Annotated in this window: 17 protein-coding genes; 10 read left to right on the plus strand and 7 right to left on the minus strand. The window is 52.1% G+C overall.

The genetic code is table 11. The features are described from left to right. Positions 1 to 68: 68 nt before the first annotated feature. The 3 genes from ydgH to folM all read left to right on the plus strand — a co-directional run bounded on the left by ydgH (position 69) and on the right by folM (position 3,399). Complete coding sequence (gene ydgH, locus OGV93_RS19305; protein ID WP_016156455.1) at positions 69 to 1,013, plus strand: DUF1471 family protein YdgH; 945 nt, start codon at positions 69 to 71, stop codon at positions 1,011 to 1,013. Positions 1,014 to 1,257: 244 nt separating this feature from the next. After that, positions 1,258 to 2,640 carry an amino acid permease gene (locus tag OGV93_RS19310; protein ID WP_016153028.1) on the plus strand — a complete coding sequence of 461 codons (1,383 nt, stop codon included), beginning with the start codon at positions 1,258 to 1,260 and terminating at the stop codon, positions 2,638 to 2,640. Between the two features lie 36 nt (positions 2,641 to 2,676). Continuing rightward, the gene (gene folM / locus OGV93_RS19315) at positions 2,677 to 3,399 is read left to right on the plus strand and encodes a dihydromonapterin reductase (protein ID WP_016156453.1); all 723 of its coding nucleotides are present in this window, start codon (positions 2,677 to 2,679) and stop codon (positions 3,397 to 3,399) included. Here folM and OGV93_RS19320 read toward each other — a convergent pair. Beyond that, a complete protein-coding gene (locus OGV93_RS19320) occupies positions 3,396 to 3,731 on the minus strand; it encodes a GlpM family protein (protein WP_016153026.1) in 336 nt (111 codons plus the stop codon). The genes folM and OGV93_RS19320 overlap by 4 nt on opposite strands. Positions 3,732 to 3,848: 117 nt before the next feature. Here OGV93_RS19320 and rstA point away from each other — a divergent pair, with 117 nt between their 5' ends. Beyond that, positions 3,849 to 4,592, plus strand: coding sequence for a two-component system response regulator RstA (gene rstA, locus OGV93_RS19325; protein ID WP_016153025.1), 744 nt, complete (start codon positions 3,849 to 3,851; stop codon positions 4,590 to 4,592). Positions 4,593 to 4,740: 148 nt separating this feature from the next. On the opposite strand, the gene OGV93_RS19330 is transcribed toward rstA, so the two are convergent. Both OGV93_RS19330 and OGV93_RS19335 read right to left on the minus strand, forming a co-directional pair. Beyond that, entirely contained in the window at positions 4,741 to 5,769 is a 1,029-nt protein-coding gene (locus tag OGV93_RS19330) for a HoxN/HupN/NixA family nickel/cobalt transporter (protein ID WP_103928193.1), read from the minus strand. A 120-nt stretch (positions 5,770 to 5,889) separates the two neighbouring features. Further along, on the minus strand, positions 5,890 to 6,729 hold the full coding sequence (locus OGV93_RS19335) for an aminoglycoside phosphotransferase family protein (protein ID WP_275262077.1): 840 nt from the start codon (positions 6,727 to 6,729) through the stop codon (positions 5,890 to 5,892). A 192-nt stretch (positions 6,730 to 6,921) separates the two neighbouring features. On the opposite strand from OGV93_RS19335, the gene OGV93_RS19340 reads away from it, so the two are divergent. Further along, complete coding sequence (locus OGV93_RS19340; protein WP_275262078.1) at positions 6,922 to 7,713, plus strand: MBL fold metallo-hydrolase; 792 nt, start codon at positions 6,922 to 6,924, stop codon at positions 7,711 to 7,713. A gap of 22 nt (positions 7,714 to 7,735) precedes the next feature. Here OGV93_RS19340 and OGV93_RS19345 read toward each other — a convergent pair whose 3' ends face one another. After that, positions 7,736 to 8,080 (minus strand): DUF1294 domain-containing protein, encoded by a 345-nt coding sequence (locus OGV93_RS19345; protein WP_275262079.1) that lies wholly within the window; start codon positions 8,078 to 8,080, stop codon positions 7,736 to 7,738. Positions 8,081 to 8,145: 65 nt separating this feature from the next. Between OGV93_RS19345 and rstB the strand changes: the two genes are divergently transcribed. Together rstB and tus are read left to right on the plus strand one after the other, a co-directional pair. Continuing rightward, entirely contained in the window at positions 8,146 to 9,447 is a 1,302-nt protein-coding gene (gene rstB / locus OGV93_RS19350; RefSeq protein ID WP_047417574.1) for a two-component system sensor histidine kinase RstB, read from the plus strand. 74 nt (positions 9,448 to 9,521) lie between these two features. Next, the gene (gene tus / locus OGV93_RS19355; protein ID WP_019076745.1) at positions 9,522 to 10,451 is read left to right on the plus strand and encodes a DNA replication terminus site-binding protein; all 930 of its coding nucleotides are present in this window, start codon (positions 9,522 to 9,524) and stop codon (positions 10,449 to 10,451) included. Here tus and fumC read toward each other — a convergent pair. Together fumC and fumB are read right to left on the minus strand one after the other, a co-directional pair. Further along, positions 10,448 to 11,851, minus strand: coding sequence for a class II fumarate hydratase (gene fumC, locus OGV93_RS19360; RefSeq protein ID WP_047417577.1), 1,404 nt, complete (start codon positions 11,849 to 11,851; stop codon positions 10,448 to 10,450). The genes tus and fumC overlap by 4 nt on opposite strands. 142 nt (positions 11,852 to 11,993) lie before the next feature. Then, a complete protein-coding gene (gene fumB, locus OGV93_RS19365) occupies positions 11,994 to 13,640 on the minus strand; it encodes a class I fumarate hydratase (protein WP_047358425.1) in 1,647 nt (548 codons plus the stop codon). 262 nt (positions 13,641 to 13,902) lie between these two features. Here fumB and manA point away from each other — a divergent pair, with 262 nt between their 5' ends. Together manA and OGV93_RS19375 are read left to right on the plus strand one after the other, a co-directional pair. Beyond that, positions 13,903 to 15,078 (plus strand): mannose-6-phosphate isomerase, encoded by a 1,176-nt coding sequence (gene manA / locus OGV93_RS19370; RefSeq protein WP_049041450.1) that lies wholly within the window; start codon positions 13,903 to 13,905, stop codon positions 15,076 to 15,078. A 106-nt stretch (positions 15,079 to 15,184) separates the two neighbouring features. Further along, a complete protein-coding gene (locus OGV93_RS19375; protein ID WP_137367591.1) occupies positions 15,185 to 16,693 on the plus strand; it encodes a YdgA family protein in 1,509 nt (502 codons plus the stop codon). A gap of 45 nt (positions 16,694 to 16,738) precedes the next feature. Here OGV93_RS19375 and OGV93_RS19380 read toward each other — a convergent pair whose 3' ends face one another. Then, positions 16,739 to 17,767, minus strand: coding sequence for a Mal regulon transcriptional regulator MalI (locus tag OGV93_RS19380; RefSeq protein ID WP_287110008.1), 1,029 nt, complete (start codon positions 17,765 to 17,767; stop codon positions 16,739 to 16,741). A 169-nt stretch (positions 17,768 to 17,936) separates the two neighbouring features. Between OGV93_RS19380 and malX the strand changes: the two genes are divergently transcribed. Then, positions 17,937 to 19,529 (plus strand): maltose/glucose-specific PTS transporter subunit IIBC, encoded by a 1,593-nt coding sequence (gene malX, locus OGV93_RS19385; protein ID WP_075848264.1) that lies wholly within the window; start codon positions 17,937 to 17,939, stop codon positions 19,527 to 19,529. Positions 19,530 to 19,535 lie beyond the last annotated feature (6 nt).

Genomic DNA, 19,535 nt, shown 5'->3' on the forward strand with positions numbered 1-19,535 from the left:
TAATCAGCGACGTTTCTAGTCAATAACAATACCAGTACCTGGTTTGCGCAAGGCGAAGGATTATTTTTATGAAGCTTAAGAACACTCTCCTGGCGTCCGCACTTATTTCTGCGACTGCTTTTTCTGTAAATGCAGCGACAGAATTGACGCCGGAGCAAGCGGCTGCCCTGAAACCCTATGACCGCATTGTGGTTACCGGTCGTTTTAATGCTATCGGTGACGCGGTGACCGCCGTATCACGCCGTGCAGATAAAGACGGTGCAGCCTCCTTTTATGTTGTTGATACCTCAGATTTTGGCAGCGGCGGTAACTGGCGCGTTGTAGCCGATATCTATAAAGCCGATGCTGAAAAAGCGGAAGCGTCCAAAAACCGTGTCATTAACGGCGTGATGGAATTACCGAAAGATCAGGCCGTTCTGATAGAACCATTCGATACCGTTACGGTGCAGGGTTTCTACCGCAGCCAGCCTGAAGTTAACGATGCCATCACCAAAGCAGCGAAAGAGAAAGGCGCTTACTCCTTCTACATCGTGCGCCAGGTCGATGCCAACCAGGGCGGCAACCAGCGTATTACCGCATTCATCTATAAAGCTGATGCGAAAAAACGCGTAGTACAAAGCCCTGATGCGATCCCAGCAGATTCAGATGCCGGACGTGCCGCATTAGCCGCCGGTGGCGAAGCCGCGAAGAAAGTTGAGATCCCAGGCGTTGCGACTACCGCGTCTCCGAGCGCTGAAGTCGGTCGTTTCTTCGAAACGCAATCCACCAAAGGTGGGCGTTACACTGTCACGCTACCGGATGGAACCAAAGTTGAAGAACTGAACAAAGCAACCGCCGCTATGATGGTGCCGTTCGACAGCATCAAGTTCACCGGTAACTATGGCAACATGACTGAAATCTCTTACCAGGTTGCCAAACGCGCAGCGAAGAAAGGCGCTAAGTATTATCACATCACCCGCCAGTGGTCTGAACGTGGTAATAACATGACCATCAGCGCTGACCTGTATAAGTAATACTCAGTACCTTATCAGGTCTACAGCCTTGTAGACCTGATAATTTCCCGCCATCCTCCCCTCGGGCGAAACAAAAACAGCAGTATTAAGACTACTTTTCACACTATTAGTCACAAATCTCTCTATCCCCATTGCATGCGTTCTCTTCTCTCCGTAAAATCCCGCGCCTTAGTGGCTTTCACCATTTTTATGCGGTTTGCCAAAATAATTATTCTCTCACTCTCGTTTTTGTCACTGGATACAAATGGAAAAGAAATTGGGTCTGAGCGCACTCACCGCGCTGGTTTTAAGCTCAATGCTCGGCGCTGGTGTTTTCAGCCTGCCACAAAATATGGCGGCGGTAGCAAGCCCGGCTGCATTACTGATTGGTTGGGCGATTACCGGTGCGGGTATCCTTTTGCTCGCCTTTGCCATGCTGATTCTGACGCGTATCCGTCCTGAACTGGATGGCGGCATATTTACCTATGCACGTGAAGGTTTCGGTGAGCTGATTGGCTTCTGCTCCGCGTGGGGATATTGGCTGTGTGCTGTTATCGCTAACGTTTCGTATCTGGTGATTGTTTTCTCTGCGCTCAGCTTCTTTACCGACACGCCGGAGTTACGTCTGTTTGGCGACGGTAATACCTGGCAGTCGATTGTTGGCGCATCAGTGCTGTTGTGGGTGGTCCATTTTCTGGTGCTCCGTGGTGTGCAAACGGCAGCCAGTATTAACCTGGTGGCGACGCTGGCGAAATTACTGCCGCTTGGTCTGTTTATCGTGCTGGCGTTTATGCTGTTTAAGCTCGACACCTTTACCCTCGATTTTACCGGCGTAGCGTTGGGCGTTCCCGTCTGGGAGCAGGTAAAAAACACCATGCTCATCACCCTGTGGGTTTTCATCGGTGTGGAAGGCGCGGTGGTGGTTTCAGCCCGTGCCAGAAACAAACGCGATGTCGGACGCGCTACGCTGCTGGCGGTACTCGCCGCGTTGGGCGTTTACCTGCTTGTCACCCTGCTGTCTCTGGGCGTTGTCGCGCGTCCCGAACTGGCGGAGATCCGCAACCCGTCAATGGCCGGTCTGATGGTGAAAATGATGGGGCCATGGGGTGAAATTATTATTGCCGCAGGTCTGATTGTCTCCGTGTGCGGTGCTTATTTAAGCTGGACGATTATGGCGGCGGAAGTGCCGTTCCTCGCCTCCACGCACAAAGCGTTTCCACGCATTTTTGCGCGGCAGAACGCGCAAGGCGCGCCATCGGCGTCGCTGTGGCTGACCAATATCTGCGTACAGATTTGCCTGGTGCTGATCTGGCTCACAGGTTCCGACTACAATACGTTATTAACCATCGCCTCAGAAATGATTCTGGTGCCCTATTTACTGGTCGGCGCATTTCTGCTGAAAATTGCCACTCGTCCAATTCATAAGGCTGTCGGTATCGGAGCGAGTATTTATGGCATATGGTTATTGTATGCGTCAGGTCCGATGCACCTGCTGCTGTCTGTGGTGCTGTATGCGCCAGGGCTGCTGGTCTTCCTTTATGCCCGTAAAACACACGCGCATGAAAACGTATTAAAACGCCAGGAAATGGCGCTGATCGGCCTGCTGCTTGTTGCTGCTGTTCCGGCGACCTGGATGTTGATGGGGTAACATTGTCCCCATCGTTCGCGACACATGGAGATTACGATGGGTAAAAAACCCCCTTTGCCAATTCTTATCACCGGAGGAGGTCGACGTATCGGCCTCGCCGTCGCATGGCACTTTATTAATCAAAAACAGCCAGTTATCGTTAGCTACCGCACGCATTATCCGGCTATTGATGGCCTGCGAGATGCGGGCGTGCTGTGTATCCAGGCTGATTTTTCCACCGATGAAGGCGTACTGGCCTTTGCGGATGAGGTCAAAGCACAGACGGATGGCCTGCGCGGTATTGTGCATAATGCCAGTGCCTGGCTTGCAGAAAAGCCCGGAGCGCCGTTAACCAAAGTGCTGTCAGCCATGATGCAGATTCACGTCAATACCCCCTACCTGCTCAACCACGCGCTGGAAGGATTGCTGCGCGGGCATGGACACGCGGCCAGCGATATTATCCATTTTACGGATTATGTTGTAGAGCGTGGCAGCGATAAGCACATTGCTTATGCAGCCAGCAAAGCGGCGCTGGACAACATGACCCGCTCGTTCGCGCGCAAACTGGCACCGGAAGTGAAAGTGAACGCGATTGCCCCCTCGCTAATCCTGTTTAACGAGGGTGACGATGCAGAGTATCGTCAGCAGGCATTGAACAAATCACTGATGAAAACAGCACCGGGTGAAAAAGAGGTCATTGATTTAATTGACTATCTGTTGACCAGCTGTTTTGTCACCGGGCGTAGTTTTGCCCTTGATGGCGGGCGTCATCTGCGTTAGTGCAATTTAATCCAACAAAAAATAAGCAACCATGCGCTCAGGCCCCAGCACACCACTGAACCGCCGAGCGCAACGGGTAAGCGCATAAATCCGGTGAAATACCACAGCGAAACGAGGTAGACAAAATAGGGAATAATCGACCACATGCTGAAGACAATGGTTGTACGCAACGCTTCGATCCCACGTTCACTGGCCACGATATAGTGGGCAATCAACGCAAAGGTCGGGAACAACGGAATTAATCCGGCAATATAGTAGTTCTTTGTTTTCGCCAGCACACCAATTAACACCACCACCAGCGCACCGAGCGCCGCTTTTATAACGAGTCCCATCACTCTGCCTTAACACATCAATAACATCAGCCCCTAGCATAACGGAAGCGTTCTTGTTTAGAAAAGATTAATGGAAGGAAAAACCGGGGCGGTGTATGTTGGCGTTTTATATTCAAAATGAATGATATGAACACCATCGTATTTGTTGAAGATGATCCCGAAGTTGGCTCGCTGATTGCAGCCTATCTGGCCCGGCATGATATTGAGGTTATCGTTGAGCCTCGAGGTGATTTGGCCGAGGAGAAAATCCTGCAAGTTCAACCCGATTTGGTGTTATTAGATATCATGCTGCCGGGCAAAGATGGGATGACTATCTGCCGCGATTTGCGCGGACGCTGGCAGGGTCCAATTGTCCTGCTCACCTCGCTGGACAGCGATATGAACCATATCCTGGCGCTGGAAATGGGTGCCTGTGACTATATTCTGAAGACAACGCCGCCAGCTGTGCTGCTTGCTCGCCTGCGTCTGCATCTGCGCCAGAATGAACACTCCGTCCAGTCTAAAGGCATTCAGGCGGCAACCATCACGCCGCACACGACGCTGCGCTTTGGCACACTCACTATCGACCCAACCAATCGTTCCGTGCTGCTTGGCGGCGAGCAAGTCTCTCTTTCCACCGCAGATTTTGAATTACTGTGGGAGCTGGCAACCCATGCCGGGCAAATTATGGACCGCGATGCGCTGCTGAAGAACCTGCGCGGCGTAAGTTATGACGGCATGGATCGCAGCGTTGATGTCGCGATTTCCCGGTTACGCAAAAAACTGCTCGATAACGCGACTGAACCTTATCGAATCAAAACGGTGCGCAACAAAGGTTATCTGTTCGCACCGCACGCCTGGGACGATGAGCCTCAAATGTAATCCCTCCGGGCCGACCATTATACGTTACACCGTCACTTTTAATATCACCCAGATTTGGGTGATGCAGATGGTGTGTATCATCACCGCGAATTAGTCAGACCTCAAGTAAGATCAAAGCCTTCCCTTTCACGGAAGGCTTTCTTTTGTGTCAACTAAACGTCAGCCCGTCGTATTTTTTCCAACGGTAATTTATTGCAGAAATAATCCAGCAGCCGATAAAGACGCCAATAATCGCAAACCCGACATTCCCCATATGGTCACTCAACTCGCTGACGGTATCCCACAAACCTCCCTGGAGCGAAAATGCGTCAGAGAGAAGCCCCAGCGCCTCCAGCCCGCCAATAAAAAGCGCAACAATTACCGAGGTCCCGGTGATGGTCATATTGTAATAGAGCTTACGCTGCGGCTTATTGAATGCCCATCCGTAGGCCTCAACCATCAGGATACTGTCGAGGCAGTCAATCAGCGCCATGCCGCAGGTAAACAGCGCCGGGAACACGAGAATTGACCACACCGACATGCCACTGGACGCGCTTGAAGCAGAAATTCCGAGCAGAGAAATTTCAGTAGCGGTATCAAAACCCAGGCCAAACAAAAAGCCGACAAAATACATATGCCAGTCTTTGCCTACCAGCCGAAACGCCGAGCGGAAAAGCCAGTTCAGCGGGCCTGAAACTGTCATTTCCTCTGTGGTGCCATCGTAAGTACCGGTGCGTTTTAGATGACGAAAAGCCTTCCAGACATGACAGAATATAACGAGATTAATGGTAGCCAGAATCAGCAGAAATACGGCAGAGACCGTGGTACCTATCAGACCGCCGACATTCTGAAACCATGCCATGTGTTGCTTAAACACGCTGGTGGTCAACGCAATGCCAATGCTTGCCAGTACCACAATGGTGGAATGCCCCAGGGAAAACCAGGCTCCCGTCGTCAGGGCGCGTTTTTTCTGCTGCATAAGTTTGCGCGTAGCGCTATCTATCGCGGCGATATGATCGGCATCAACAGCATGGCGCAAACCATAGCACCATGCGATCAGACTAAGCGCCAGTAACGACGTGTTGTTGCTAAACGCGGTGAAAGCCCACAGCCACGCCACGATGTTTGCCCCGATGAGTAAGACCATCAACAAAATAATGTTCGGGCGTTTTTTTAATAAAAAAAACAATGCGTTCATTGCTCACAGCCTGTCAAATTTTCGCTAAACAACACACCACACCGCCGTTCACTGATTGATTAATAAAACATTTACCAGGCTAATGATAACTCTAAAGAATTACCAGCCCAGTGTCGTAGATCAAAATTGATTCCCCCCAAAAGCGAGTTCCGCGCTCGCTAACTCTGCGATGCGCAGGGGTATCGTGGCGCAGTCTCCTTCTTGCAGAAACCAGGCAGACGACAACCCACACCAGGCAATAATCCACATCAGCAAACGTTGCCGTTCAATCCTCGCGATTTCAGACACAATATTTACCCGTTGTGCGAATATTTCTGGCTCAATGGCGACAGGTTTGGTGGGATCGGCAAGATCGGGATTAGTAAAAATATTGGCGTAATCAAAGCCACGCTCGCCCACCAGCCCTTTAGGATCGATAGCCAGCCATCCTTTCGTTCCGAAATCAAGAATATTGCCGTGGTGTAAGTCACCGTGCAATACGACTTCATTCTGGGGAGAGGAGAGCAATACGTTTGCCACCTCTGCACAATGCGTCAGGATGCCGCCATGCTTTTTCGCGGCAGGAGCCAGATCGCGAAACCAATAAAGTAGCGGTGTTAACGCAGGCGTTGACGCATTCCGGGGGAGATGGAGTCGACTGGCTGCATGGCAAATAATGCGACAGGCCTGCGCATCATTGCCGGACCAGGACATGTCCGCTAAAGACCCCACCCCTGTTGCACGTTCTAGCAGAATCGCCCCTGCTGCATGAGCAAGCACTTTCGCAGCACCATTCCCGTTCCACCAGACCATTAGTTCGCAGCCGTTTCGTTCACTGTCATCGTCGGTGAGTTTGAGTATGGCTTTCTGACCATCTTTGGTCACCACGGGCAAAAGCTGTGATGTGTGCGTCTCAAGCGGTTGGCCATCAGGAGTAAGTCCCCAACGGCTGAGCCAGGTGTTGAACAGACTATTTTCCAAACATTATCCTCATTTTTTTCGCCGGAAATGACCCTCGACAGGGACGGTGTAGACATTATTCCTGCTTTCTGCTGGTTGGGCCACAACGACCCACGCCCACCATTCCTGGCTTATCATGTAGAGCACTAAAGGGCACACCCTTGCGTATCGGTGTGCCATGCTGACTGTGTTTTTTCAATAGAGGAAGACACGATGATCACGTTATGCAAAGCCTGTGGAACATCCTATGAGGTTGCAGATGCCCTTCCTGAACATTGCGATATCTGCCAGGACGAACGTCAGTATGTTCCCGCGACCGGGCAGGAATGGGTCGATTTTGTCGCACTTTGTGCTTCGCACACAAATAAGTGGCGGCAACATGACAGCACCCTCCTCAGCATCCGCACCGTTCCTGGTTTTGCAATTGATCAACGGGCGTTTATTCTGCGTACTCCGGAAGGCAATATTTTATGGGACTGCATTGCCACGCTCGACGACGCCACAAAAATGCTAATAACGTCCCTGGGCGGGCTTAAGGCCATCGCGATTTCGCATCCTCATTACTACACCACCATGCAAAACTGGGCTGACGAATTTAACGCTCCCATTTATCTCCATGCCAATGACCGCAAGTGGGTAATGCGCGACAGCCCATGGATTAAATTTTGGGATGGCGACACCCTGGAACTGACACGCGACGTCAGTGTGATACGCCTCGGCGGACACTTTGCTGGCGGCTGCGTTCTGCACTGGGCGCGAGATGAAGGCGTGGTGCTTTCCGGCGATATCGTTCAGGTCACCCCTGGGGCGCATGCCGTCTCCTTTATGTGGAGCTACCCCAATATGTTGCCATTGCCAGCCGCAACGGTCAGCGACATTACCCACCGCCTGAGTACGGTGAAATTTAAGCAACTCTATGGCGCGTTTGAAGGGAAAGACATAACGAAAAATGCCGATGACATCGTGCAGCGCTCAGGTGAAAAGTACGTTTCCTGTCTCAAGTAAGCAGGCTGCCTGTCACTGACGTTCACCAGGATGAAATGGGATAGAAATGATAGGCCGCTCCGATGACAGACACATTCACTATCACACTGATAATGAAGTAGGTTTCGAATGGCTGTTTTTGTGTTTTATGGCGAAAGAGTTGTTGAGCGGCTATCGCGCCACCCCACCCGCCAACAACGCCAAACAGCAGCAAAGTGGACTCCGGCACTCGGCGCCAGGCCCTGCGCGCTGCCATTTTATCCGCACCGTACATTGCCAACGTCAGTATGTTGGCGAGCAAAAACCATATAACAAAGGGATGCGAGGTGAAAATGCAGCCTAACGCTGCGAAAATGAGTAGTAAATAACAACAGCGATTGAAATTCATATTTTTATATCACAGCAATTTTGAGAGTATCGGTGAGCATTATATTATGTATTCGGTGATTTTTTATGAAGAAGCTGTTTGTACAGTTTTATCTCCTGCTGTTTGTCTGCTTTCTGGTGATGACCCTGCTGGTCGGCCTGGTCTATAAATTCACCGCAGAGCGCGCAGGCAGACAATCGCTCGACGATTTAATGAAAAGCTCGTTATATCTGATGCGCAGCGAGCTTCGCGAGATCCCGCCACGTGACTGGGGTAAAACGCTGAAGGAGATGGATTTGAACCTCTCCTTTGACCTGCGCGTTGAACCGTTAAATAAGTACACGCTAGACGTTCAAACAATGCAACGTTTGCGCGAAGGCGATATCGTGGCGCTTGACGATCAGTACACATTTATTCAACGGATCCCACGCAGCCATTACGTGCTGGCCGTCGGCCCGCTTCCCTATCTCTATTTTCTCCATCAAATGCGTTTGCTGGACATCGCGTTGATGGCGTTTATTGCTATCTCACTGGCCTTTCCGGTACTTATCTGGATGCGTCCGCACTGGCAGGAAATGCTACGACTGGAAGCTGCTGCACAGCGTTTTGGGGAAGGACATCTGGGCGAACGCCTCCATTTTGACAGCGGTTCCAGCTTTGAGCGATTGGGTATCGCGTTTAACCAGATGGCAGACAATATCAATGCGCTAATCGCCAGTAAGAAACAACTTATCGATGGCATTGCCCATGAGCTTCGTACCCCACTGGTACGCCTACGTTATCGTCTGGAAATGAGTGATAACCTCACCGCGCAGGAATCCCAGGCGCTGAATCGCGATATTGGTCAACTGGAAGGGTTAATCGAAGAATTACTGACCTATGCCCGGCTGGACCGCCCGCAAAATGAACTGAAGCTCAGCGTACCGGATCTGGCCGTTTGGCTGACAACCCATCTGGAGGATGTGCAAAGCGTAAACCCTGAGCGTGCGGTGCACTTACGCCATCTTAATATTGGCGACTACGGCGCGCTGGATATGCGCCTGATGGAGCGCGTACTGGATAATCTACTGAATAACGCCCTGCGCTATTGCCAGTCTACGGTGCAAGCGAGCCTGTTATTGAATGGCAATCAGGCGACGCTGGTTGTGGAGGATGACGGTCCCGGAATTGCTCCAGACGCCCGCGAACAGGTTTTTGAACCGTTTGTACGCCTTGACCCCAGCCGTGACCGGGCGACCGGTGGTTGCGGGCTTGGGCTAGCCATTGTTCACTCGATCGCATTGGCTATGGGCGGTACGGTCGTTTGTGATGAAAGTGAACTCGGCGGCGCCCGCTTTTGTTTCAGTTGGCCCGTCTGGCATAACATTCCTGAAATTTCAGCTGCCTGACCCATTCGGCTCGGTGGTCAAATGGTGTAGGTTGTGCTATAAAAAAAGTATGTTGTAACTAAAATGGTAAATCTATGGCCCGTTACGATCTCGTCGACCGCCTGAACGGCACCTTCCGCCAGATGGAGCAAGAGCTGGCGCTTCTGAACGACAATCTGTTGCAGCAGACGCTGCTGATTGCGCGCGTCTTCTCGTTACCGGAAGTGGCCAAAGAGGCAGAGCATGCCCCACTGCAGAACATTGATGTTAAGCAACATTTAGGTAAAGAGGCTGAAACGCTGGCGCTACGCCACTATCGTCATCTGTTTATCCAGCAACAGTCCGAGAATCGTAGCAGCAAAGCGGCCGTCCGCCTGCCAGGCGTACTGTGTTATCAGGTAGATAACGCAGCTCAGCGCGCTCTGGAAGAGCAAATACAGCGTATTAACCAGCTAAAAACCACCTTCGAGCGCATTGTCACGGTGGAATCAGGGCTGGCACCGGCAGCGCGTTTCGAATGGGTGCATCGCCACCTGCCGGGACTGATTACGCTGAATGCCTATCGTACGCTCACCCTTGTCAGAGAGCCTGCCACCCTGCGATTTGGCTGGGCCAACAAACACATTATTAAAAATCTGAAACGCGATGAAGTACTACAGCAACTGGAAAAAAGCCTGACGTCGCCGCGCAGCGTACATCCCTGGACGCGGGAAGAGTGGCAGGCGAAACTTGAACGGGAATATCAGGATGTCGCCGCCCTGGGCCAGCAGGCGCGCCTGAAGATTAAACGGCCGGTAAAAGTGCAGCCCATCGCCCGCGTCTGGTACAAAGGAGAACAAAAGCAGGTGCAATATGCCTGCCCGACGCCCTTGATCGCGTTGCTCAACAATGAAAACGGCATGACCGTACCAGATATCGGCGAGTTACTGAATTATGATGCCGACAATGTTCAGCATCGTTTTAAACCTCAGGCGCAGCCGTTGAGATTGATTATTCCCCGGCTGCACCTGTACGTTGCGGATTAACTGCCTGGCCGCATACTGCCAACCATCAGTTCCGGACGTACCCAGCTGTCAAACTCCGCTTCGGTTAGATACCCCAGCGCCAGGGAGGAGGCTTTTAACGTCAGCCCCTCTTTGTGCGCCTTTTTGGCAATTTCAGCGGCTTTATCATAACCGATATGGGTATTGAGCGCGGTCACCAGCATTAGCGACTCGTTGAGCAGTTGATCGATTCGTTCACGATTAGGCTCGATTCCTGTCGCGCAGTGCTCGTTAAAGCTTTCCATACCGTCAGCCAGCAGACGCACCGACTGCAGGAAATTGTGGATGACCATTGGTCGGTAAACGTTGAGCTCAAAATTACCTGACGCTCCGCCCATGTTGATGGCGACATCGTTGCCCATTACCTGACAGCAAAGCATGGTCAGCGCTTCACACTGGGTAGGATTGACCTTACCCGGCATAATGGAGCTGCCCGGTTCATTTTCTGGAATCGAAATTTCGCCAATCCCGCAACGCGGACCGGATGCCAGCCAGCGCACATCGTTGGCGATTTTCATCAGCGATGCCGCCAACCCTTTTAGTGCGCCGTGGGCGTGAACCAGAGCATCGCAGGTGGCTAGCGCTTCAAATTTATTCGGTGCGGTAACGAACGGCGCACAGGTAATGTCCCGCAATTCATCCGCGACCCGACGGGCATATTCCGGATGCGTGTTCAGTCCGGTCCCTACCGCGGTTCCCCCCAGCGCCAGTTCCGCCACGTGGGGTAAGCTGTTTTCAATGTGTCTGAGGTTATGTTCAAGCATTGCCACCCAGCCGGAAATCTCCTGGCCGAGCGTAAGCGGGGTTGCATCTTGCAGATGTGTACGACCAATTTTGACGATATCCGCGAAAGCGTGTGATTTATCACTGAGCGTTTTAGTTAACACATTTAACTGCGGGATCAGTGAGTTACGCAGCGCCAGCAGAGCGGCAACGTGCATTGCGGTCGGGAACACATCATTCGAGCTTTGGCTTTTATTTACATCATCGTTGGGGTGAACTTTCCGTTCCATCCCCCGCACGCCGCCCAGCAACTCGCTGGCCCGGTTTGCCAGCACCTCGTTCATGTTCATATTGCTTTGTGTACCTGACCCGGTTTGCCAGATGGCCAGCGGAAACTCATCGCGGTGTTTATCCGCCAACACCTCATCTGCGGCCTGCATAATAGCCCTGGCTTTATCCTCCGCCAGCAGCCCGAGATCCTGGTTAACCTTTGCTGCGGCGCGTTTCGTCAGCGCCAGCGCATGGATCAGCGAGACCGGCATTTTCTCCGTAGAGATACGAAAATGCTCCAGCGAACGTTGGGTTTGCGCGCCCCAAAGCTTATCGGCTGGAACATCAATCGCCCCCATTGAATCATTCTCGCGGCGTACCGTTACCATTACCTGCTCCTTACATTAACAATTGATTAGGTTATGTTTCGACATTGCCCATTTGCATTGGTCTTATGAGTATTAACGAGGATTAATCTGTCGTTTGGTGGTTCGTGCGGTAAAAAAAAACCGCCCCGAAGGGCGGCTGACGTTACTTAACGCAGCGTGCGCACTGCGACGTCTGAATCTGTTTGAAGAAATCGTTGCCTTTGTCATCCACCAGGATAAACGCCGGGAAATCTTCCACTTCAATTTTCCAGATGGCTTCCATCCCCAGTTCAGGGTATTCCACACACTCCAGACTCTTGATACTGCCCTGGGCCAGCACCGCTGCCGGGCCGCCGATGCTGCCTAAGTAGAAGCCGCCATGCTTATGACAGGCATCGGTCACCTGCTGGCTGCGGTTGCCTTTCGCCAGCATGATCATGCTGCCACCTGCGGACTGAAGCTGGTCAACATACGAATCCATACGCCCTGCCGTGGTTGGTCCAAGCGAACCAGAGGCATAGCCTTCCGGCGTTTTTGCCGGGCCAGCGTAATAGATCGGATGATCTTTAACATACTGCGGCAAACTTTCGCCGTTATCCAGCCGTTCTTTCAGTTTCGCATGCGCAATATCACGGCCAACAATAATGGTACCGTTAAGCGACAGACGTGTAGAAACCGGGTACTGCGACAGCTGAGCCAGGATCTCTTTCATCGGACGATTGAGGTCAACGCGTACCGCTTCGCCTTCTCCCGCCTGGCGCAACTCTTCTGGTATAAATTTGCCTGGATTATGCTCCAGTTTTTCGATCCAGATACCTTCACGGTTGATCTTAGCTTTGATATTTCGATCGGCTGAGCAAGAAACGCCCATACCAACCGGACACGACGCACCGTGACGCGGCAGGCGGATCACGCGGATATCATGAGCGAAGTATTTCCCGCCGAACTGCGCGCCCAGCCCCAAATTCTGTGCCTCAATCAGCAGCTCTTTTTCCAGCTCCACATCGCGGAATGCCTGACCATGTTCGTTACCTTCGGTCGGCAGCTCATCGTAATATTTAGCCGACGCCAGTTTCACCGTTTTCAGCGTGGCTTCCGCTGACGTTCCACCGATCACAAACGCAATGTGATACGGCGGACAGGCCGCTGTTCCCAGCGTTCGCATTTTCTCAACCAGGTAATTTTTTAATTTGCCCGGCGTGAGCAGCGCTTTGGTCTCCTGGTACAGATAGGTTTTGTTCGCCGAACCACCGCCTTTGGCAATACACAGGAATTTGTATTCATCGCCATCGACGGTATACAAATCTATCTGTGCCGGCAGGTTGGTACCGGTGTTCACCTCTTTATACATATCCAGCGCGGCGTTTTGTGAATAGCGTAGGTTGTCTTCGATGTAGGTGTTATACACACCGCGCGCCAGCGCAGCTTCATCCCCGCCGCCGGTCCAGACGCGCTGACCTTTTTTACCCACGATAATCGCGGTGCCGGTGTCCTGACAGGTCGGCAAAATACCTTTTGCCGCAATATCAGAATTCCGCAGGAATTGCAGGGCCACATATTTGTCGTTTTCGCTGGCCTCCGGGTCACGCAGAATGTCGGCCACCTGCTGCTGATGCGCAGGACGCAGCATAAACGATGCATCATGGAAGGCCTGACGAGCCAGCAGCGTTAAGGCTTGCGGCGCGACTTTAACGATCTCCTGCCCTTCAAATTCGGCAACGGAGACATGGTCGCTGGTCAGCAGATAGTATTCGGTATCATCCTTTTTGAGGGGGAAAGGATGCTGATAATGAAAGGGTTTGTTTGACATTGTGCTCTCACTTACTGCTCGGTCTGGTTATTCTCTGGGCAGATGTTCCATTGCCCTGCTTCCCTGCCGCAGGTCGGGTTGTAGAAGGAAAGGCTTTCTGCAACCGGAATTACTCAGGGTATTAAAAGCGAGTCACCATATCCTACACAATTTTTTAACAAAAACTGAGACAAGTACGACTTTTTACATGTGCAGGTTACTTCGCTCAGGGTTTCTTGGTTTAATAGCCGTAGAAAATTCCACATTGAAACAGGGCTTGAGAATGCAAAAACTCATCAACTCAGTGCAGAACTACGCCTGGGGAAGTAAAACTGCGTTAACGGAACTTTATGGGATTGCCAACCCCACTCAGCAACCGATGGCTGAGCTGTGGATGGGCGCGCATCCGAAAAGCAGTTCGCAGGTTCTGGACGCTAACGGCCAGACGGTCGCTCTGCGTGATGTCATCGAACACGATAAATCCGCACTGTTAGGCGATGCCGTTGCGAAACGCTTTGGTGAACTGCCTTTCCTGTTTAAAGTGCTGTGCGCCGCGCAACCTCTTTCGATTCAGGTTCATCCTAACAAGCACAACTCTGAAATCGGATTTGCCAAAGAAAACGCGGCGGGGATCCCGATGGATGCCGCCGAGCGCAATTACAAAGATCCTAATCACAAACCGGAACTGGTTTTTGCTTTGACACCGTTCCTGGCGATGAACGCATTCCGCGAGTTCTCTGACATTGTCGCATTGTTACAACCGGTTTCCGCCGCGCATCCGGCTATTGCGCATTTCCTGCAGGAACCGAGCGCGGAACGTCTGAGCTATCTTTTCGCCAGCTTGCTGAATATGCAGGATGAGGAGAAATCCCATGCGCTGGCGATCCTGAAATCGGCGCTGAACAGCCAGCAGGGTGAACCGTGGCAAACCATTCGCCTGATCGCCGATTTCTATCCGAATGACAGCGGGCTCTTCTCCCCGCTGCTGCTCAATGTGGTGAAACTCAATCCTGGCGAAGCGATGTTCTTATTTGCCGAAACCCCACACGCCTACCTGCAAGGTGTGGCGCTGGAGGTAATGGCTAACTCGGACAACGTGCTGCGCGCCGGACTGACGCCAAAATACATTGATATCCCGGAGCTGGTCGCCAACGTTAAGTTTGTCGCCAAGCCAGCCAATCAACTGCTGACCACGCCAGTTAAGACTGACAGCGAACTGGACTTCCCCATTCCGGTCGACGATTTCGCGTTCTCCTTGCATGAACTGACCGCCAATGGCGCAGATATCAGCCAGCAAAGTGCGGCCATTTTGTTCTGCATCGAAGGTGAAGCCGTGCTGAGCAAGGGCGAGCAGCGTCTGGTGCTGCAGCCGGGTGAGTCGGCCTTTATTAGCGCGAATGAATCGCCGGTAAACGTCAGCGGCACGGGCCGTTTAGCTCGGGTTTATAACAAGCTGTAGCAAGATACTGATATTTTTAACAACTCTTGCTAAGCTGTAGTGAGTTAAAGACATGTCACTCCTCCAGGCGTCTTCAAACGCCTGGTTTTATTTTATGGATATCAAAATGAAAAAATCGCTGGTAGCTGCGGGTGTGGTGGTTGCACTGGGTATCGTCTGGACGGGCGGCGCCTGGTACACAGGAAAGAAACTCGAAACGCATCTCGCCGAGATGGTGACGCAGGCAAACGATCAGTTAAAACGCTACTCCCCAGAGGCAGGCATTGAACTGAGTTATCAAAACTACCAGCGCGGCGTGTTCAATAGCCAACTGCAGTTGGTGGTGAAACCTGTTGCCGGGCAGGCAGATTCCTGGCTGAAACCGGGACAAAGCATCGTCCTGAATGAAACCGTGGATCACGGCCCTTTCCCGCTGGCTCAGCTGAAATCACTGAATCTTGTTCCGGCAATGGCCTCCGTGAAAACGACGCTGGTCAATAACGACGTGACGAAACCGCTGTTTGATATTGCCAAAGGTGAGACGCCATTCATCATTAATTCCCGTATTGGCTACAGTGGGGATACCCGTTCCGATCTCTCCCTCAAACCGCTGAACTACGAGAAAGGCGACGAAAAAGTGGCCTTTAGCGGCGGGGAGTTCCAGTTTACGGCAGATAAGGATGGTAATGCGGTGTCGCTGACTGGCGAGGCGCAAAGTGGCCTGGTTAATGCCGTCAATGAGTATGATCAGAAAGTACAAGTTACTTTCAATAACCTGAAAACTGAAGGTTCCAGCAGTATCGCAAGCTTTGGTGAGCGCATCGGCGATCAGAAATTGTCCCTCGAAAAACTGTCGATTTCAGTTGAGGGCAAAGAGTTGGCGGTGCTGGAAGGCATGGGTATCGATGGCAAATCCGATCTGATTAACGATGGCAAAACCGTCAACAGCCAGTTGGATTACACCCTGAACAGCCTGAAATTGCAGGGCCAGGATATGGGGAGCGGTAAGCTGACATTGAAAGTTGGCCAGATTGACGGTGAAGCGCTGCACCAGTTCAGCCAGCAGTACAGCGCCCAAACCAAAGCGCTGATGGCGCAGATTGATGTGGTCCAAAATCCTGAGCTTTATCAGCAGAAAGTCACCGAAGCCTTCTTTAATGCGCTACCGATTTTGATGAAAGGCGAACCGGTTGTCACCATTGCTCCACTGAGCTGGAAGAATGCAAAAGGTGAAACCACATTTAATCTGTCACTGCTGCTAAAAGATCCGACAGCAAACACGGTGGAGCCGCAAACGCTGGCCCAGGAAGTGGATCGTTCCGTCAAATCGCTGGATGCGAAACTGACCATCCCTGTCGATATGGCGACTGAGTTCATGACGCAAATTGCCAAACTGGAAGGATATCAGCAGGAAGAAGCGGCTGGTCTGGCGAAGCAACAGGTTAATGGCCTGGCGGCGATGGGGCAGATGTTCCGCATTACGACTTTGCAGGACAACGTTATCGGCACCAGCCTGCAATACGCAAACGGCCAGGTGACGCTGAACGGACAAAAAATGCCGCTGGATGAGTTTGTTGGTATGTTCGGTATGCCTTCTCTTACACAGCCGGATACCCCTGCCATCCCGCAACAATAATCACTCGTCAGTGACAGGCCCGATAACAGTGTTTATCGGGCTTTTTTATTTCGCCGCCACCAGACGAGCGGAAAGCGTCAGATTGCGTGAATGACCTTCATCGTGGGCAATGCGTTGTAGCATACGTTCAGCAAGGGTGTATCCCATTTCACGCGCGGGCGAACAGGCCCAGGTAATCGGGATATCGTCCAACGCGTTTTCCGCCACATCAGCGAATCCGGCCAACGATATTTGCTGTTCGAAATAGCGATCGACACCAATTTCACCACTCTGACGTCCTGCTCTCATCAGGCCAAACCAGGCGCCTATGGCGATTATTTCGTTGTAGCACACCACCGCGCTGATCGTGGGATTGCGGCGTAACAGCGCCGTTACCTCTTCTGCGGCCTGCTTCTGGCTGGATGAGCACTCCAGCACCCAGTCGCTATGAAACGGTAAACCATATTTTAGTAACGTTGCACAATAACCGCCGACGCGCTCTGCGCGAGTCAATGAAGAACTCTGCCCGCCCAGCCAGGCAATACGCTGGTGTCCGTGGCGGATAAGATGTTCAACCAGTAACTGTGCAGCCTGCATGTTATCGGGCCTGACGGTGTCTGCGTCATCCATGTAGCTGGCGCGTGATGCAAATACCACCGGGATCCCTTTGTCAGCGGCCAACTGTTGCAGTGCATCACTGCTGCCAGCGGCCCCGGCAATGACCACGCCATCTACCCCTTGGTTGAGTAACATCGCGAAACGCTGCGCCAGCTGCTCCCCATCTTTACCGCCGTGCAATAAGAAGACCATGCGCCCCTGCGCTTCTAACGCTTCCGTCAGACCTGCCGTCAGCTCGGCGTAAAACGGCGTTGAAAGATCGCGTACAATCAAACCAACTACTGCGCTCTGCCCGCCGCGCAGCGCTGATGCCTGGCGGTTACGCACAAACCCCAGTTGCTCAATAGCAGCATTCACCCGCTCCCCGGTCGCTGATGAAATTCGCCCTTTTCCACTGAGCACCAATGAGACGGTGCTGACCGAAACCCCCGCAGCCAGCGCAACATCATGGATGGTTATTTTTTTGGCTATAGCCATAAAAACAGAAAACTCCCTGATAACGTGACAGATAAAACGTTTTATCAATCACTTATATTTATACCTCCTATTATCGTTCGATAATGTGATTTATACCGCACTAAAATTAGGTAAAACGTTTTATCTTCTCGCCATCATTAGTCAGCTAGCCTTTACAAGGAGTCGTTTGATGACGGCGAGAACCACACCAAAAATAACGTTATGGGAATTTTTCCAGCAGTTGGGCAAAACCTTTATGCTGCCTGTAGCGCTGCTTTCATTTTGCGGGATCATGTTGGGGATCGGCAGCTCGTTGAGCAGCCATGATGTCTTAACGCTGATCCCGGCGTTGGGGAATCCGCTGCTTCAGGCCATCTTTACCTGGATGAGTAAAGTTGGCTCTTTTGCGTTTAGCTTCCTGCCAGTCATGTTCTGTATTGCCATTCCTCTGGGCCTGGCGCGCGAGAACAAAGGCGTTGCGGCGTTCGCCGGTTTTGTCGGTTATGCGGTCATGAACCTCGCCGTCAATTTCTGGTTAACCGCCAAAGGTATCTTACCCACCACAGATGCGGCGATCCTGAAAGCCAACAACGTGCAAAACATTCTGGGGATCCAGTCGATCGACACCGGGATCCTCGGAGCCGTTATTGCCGGGATCATTGTCTGGATGCTGCATGAACGCTTCCACAACATTCGTCTGCCGGATGCGCTGGCGTTTTTCGGTGGTACGCGCTTTGTGCCTATCATCTCCTCGGTGGTGATGGGATTGGTCGGGCTGGTCATTCCCCTGATTTGGCCGGTTTTCGCCATGGGCATTACCGGACTCGGTCACATCATCAATAGCGCGGGGGAATTTGGTCCTATGCTGTTTGGTACCGGTGAACGTCTGTTGCTGCCTTTTGGCCTGCACCATATTCTGGTGGCACTCATTCGCTTCACCGAAGCTGGCGGCACACAGGAAGTCTGCGGCCATAGCGTGAGCGGCGCACTGACTATTTTCCAGGCTCAACTGAGCTGCCCGACAACGCAAGGTTTCTCTGAAAGCGCAACACGTTTCCTGTCCCAGGGTAAAATGCCGGCGTTCCTCGGCGGTTTACCGGGTGCGGCATTAGCCATGTACCACTGCGCACGCCCTGAAAATCGTCATAAAATTAAAGGGTTATTAATTTCTGGCCTGATTGCCTGTGTCATCGGCGGTACAACTGAACCACTCGAGTTCTTATTCCTGTTCGTCGCTCCGGTTCTGTATGTAATCCACGCCCTGCTAACCGGTCTTGGCTTCACCGTGATGGCGGTGCTTGGCGTCACTATCGGTAACACTGACGGTAACCTGATTGACTTCGTGGTGTTCGGCATCCTGCACGGATTGTCCACCAAGTGGTACCTGGTCCCTGTTGTCGCGGCTATCTGGTTTGCGGTGTACTACGTGATCTTCCGCTTCGCCATCACGCGTTTCAATTTGAAGACGCCGGGCCGTGAAGTCGAAATTGCCAGCAATATCGAAAAAGTAATGGCCGGAGCGCCTGGTAAATCAGGTTACAACGTCCCTGCTATTCTGGCGGCGCTGGGCGGCGCAGAAAACATTGTCAGCCTGGATAATTGCATCACCCGTCTGCGCTTGTCAGTGAAAGATATGTCGCTTGTTAACGTACAGGCTCTGAAGGACAATCGTGCCATTGGCGTAGTACAACTCAATCAGCATAACCTTCAGGTCGTTATCGGTCCGCAGGTCCAGTCAGTGAAAGACGAGATCGCGGTTCTGATGAACACCGTACAGGCTTAAGGACAA

Origin of the sequence: Citrobacter sp. Cb031 (assembly GCF_030336725.1) — a bacterium.
GTDB lineage: Bacteria > Pseudomonadota > Gammaproteobacteria > Enterobacterales > Enterobacteriaceae > Citrobacter > Citrobacter braakii.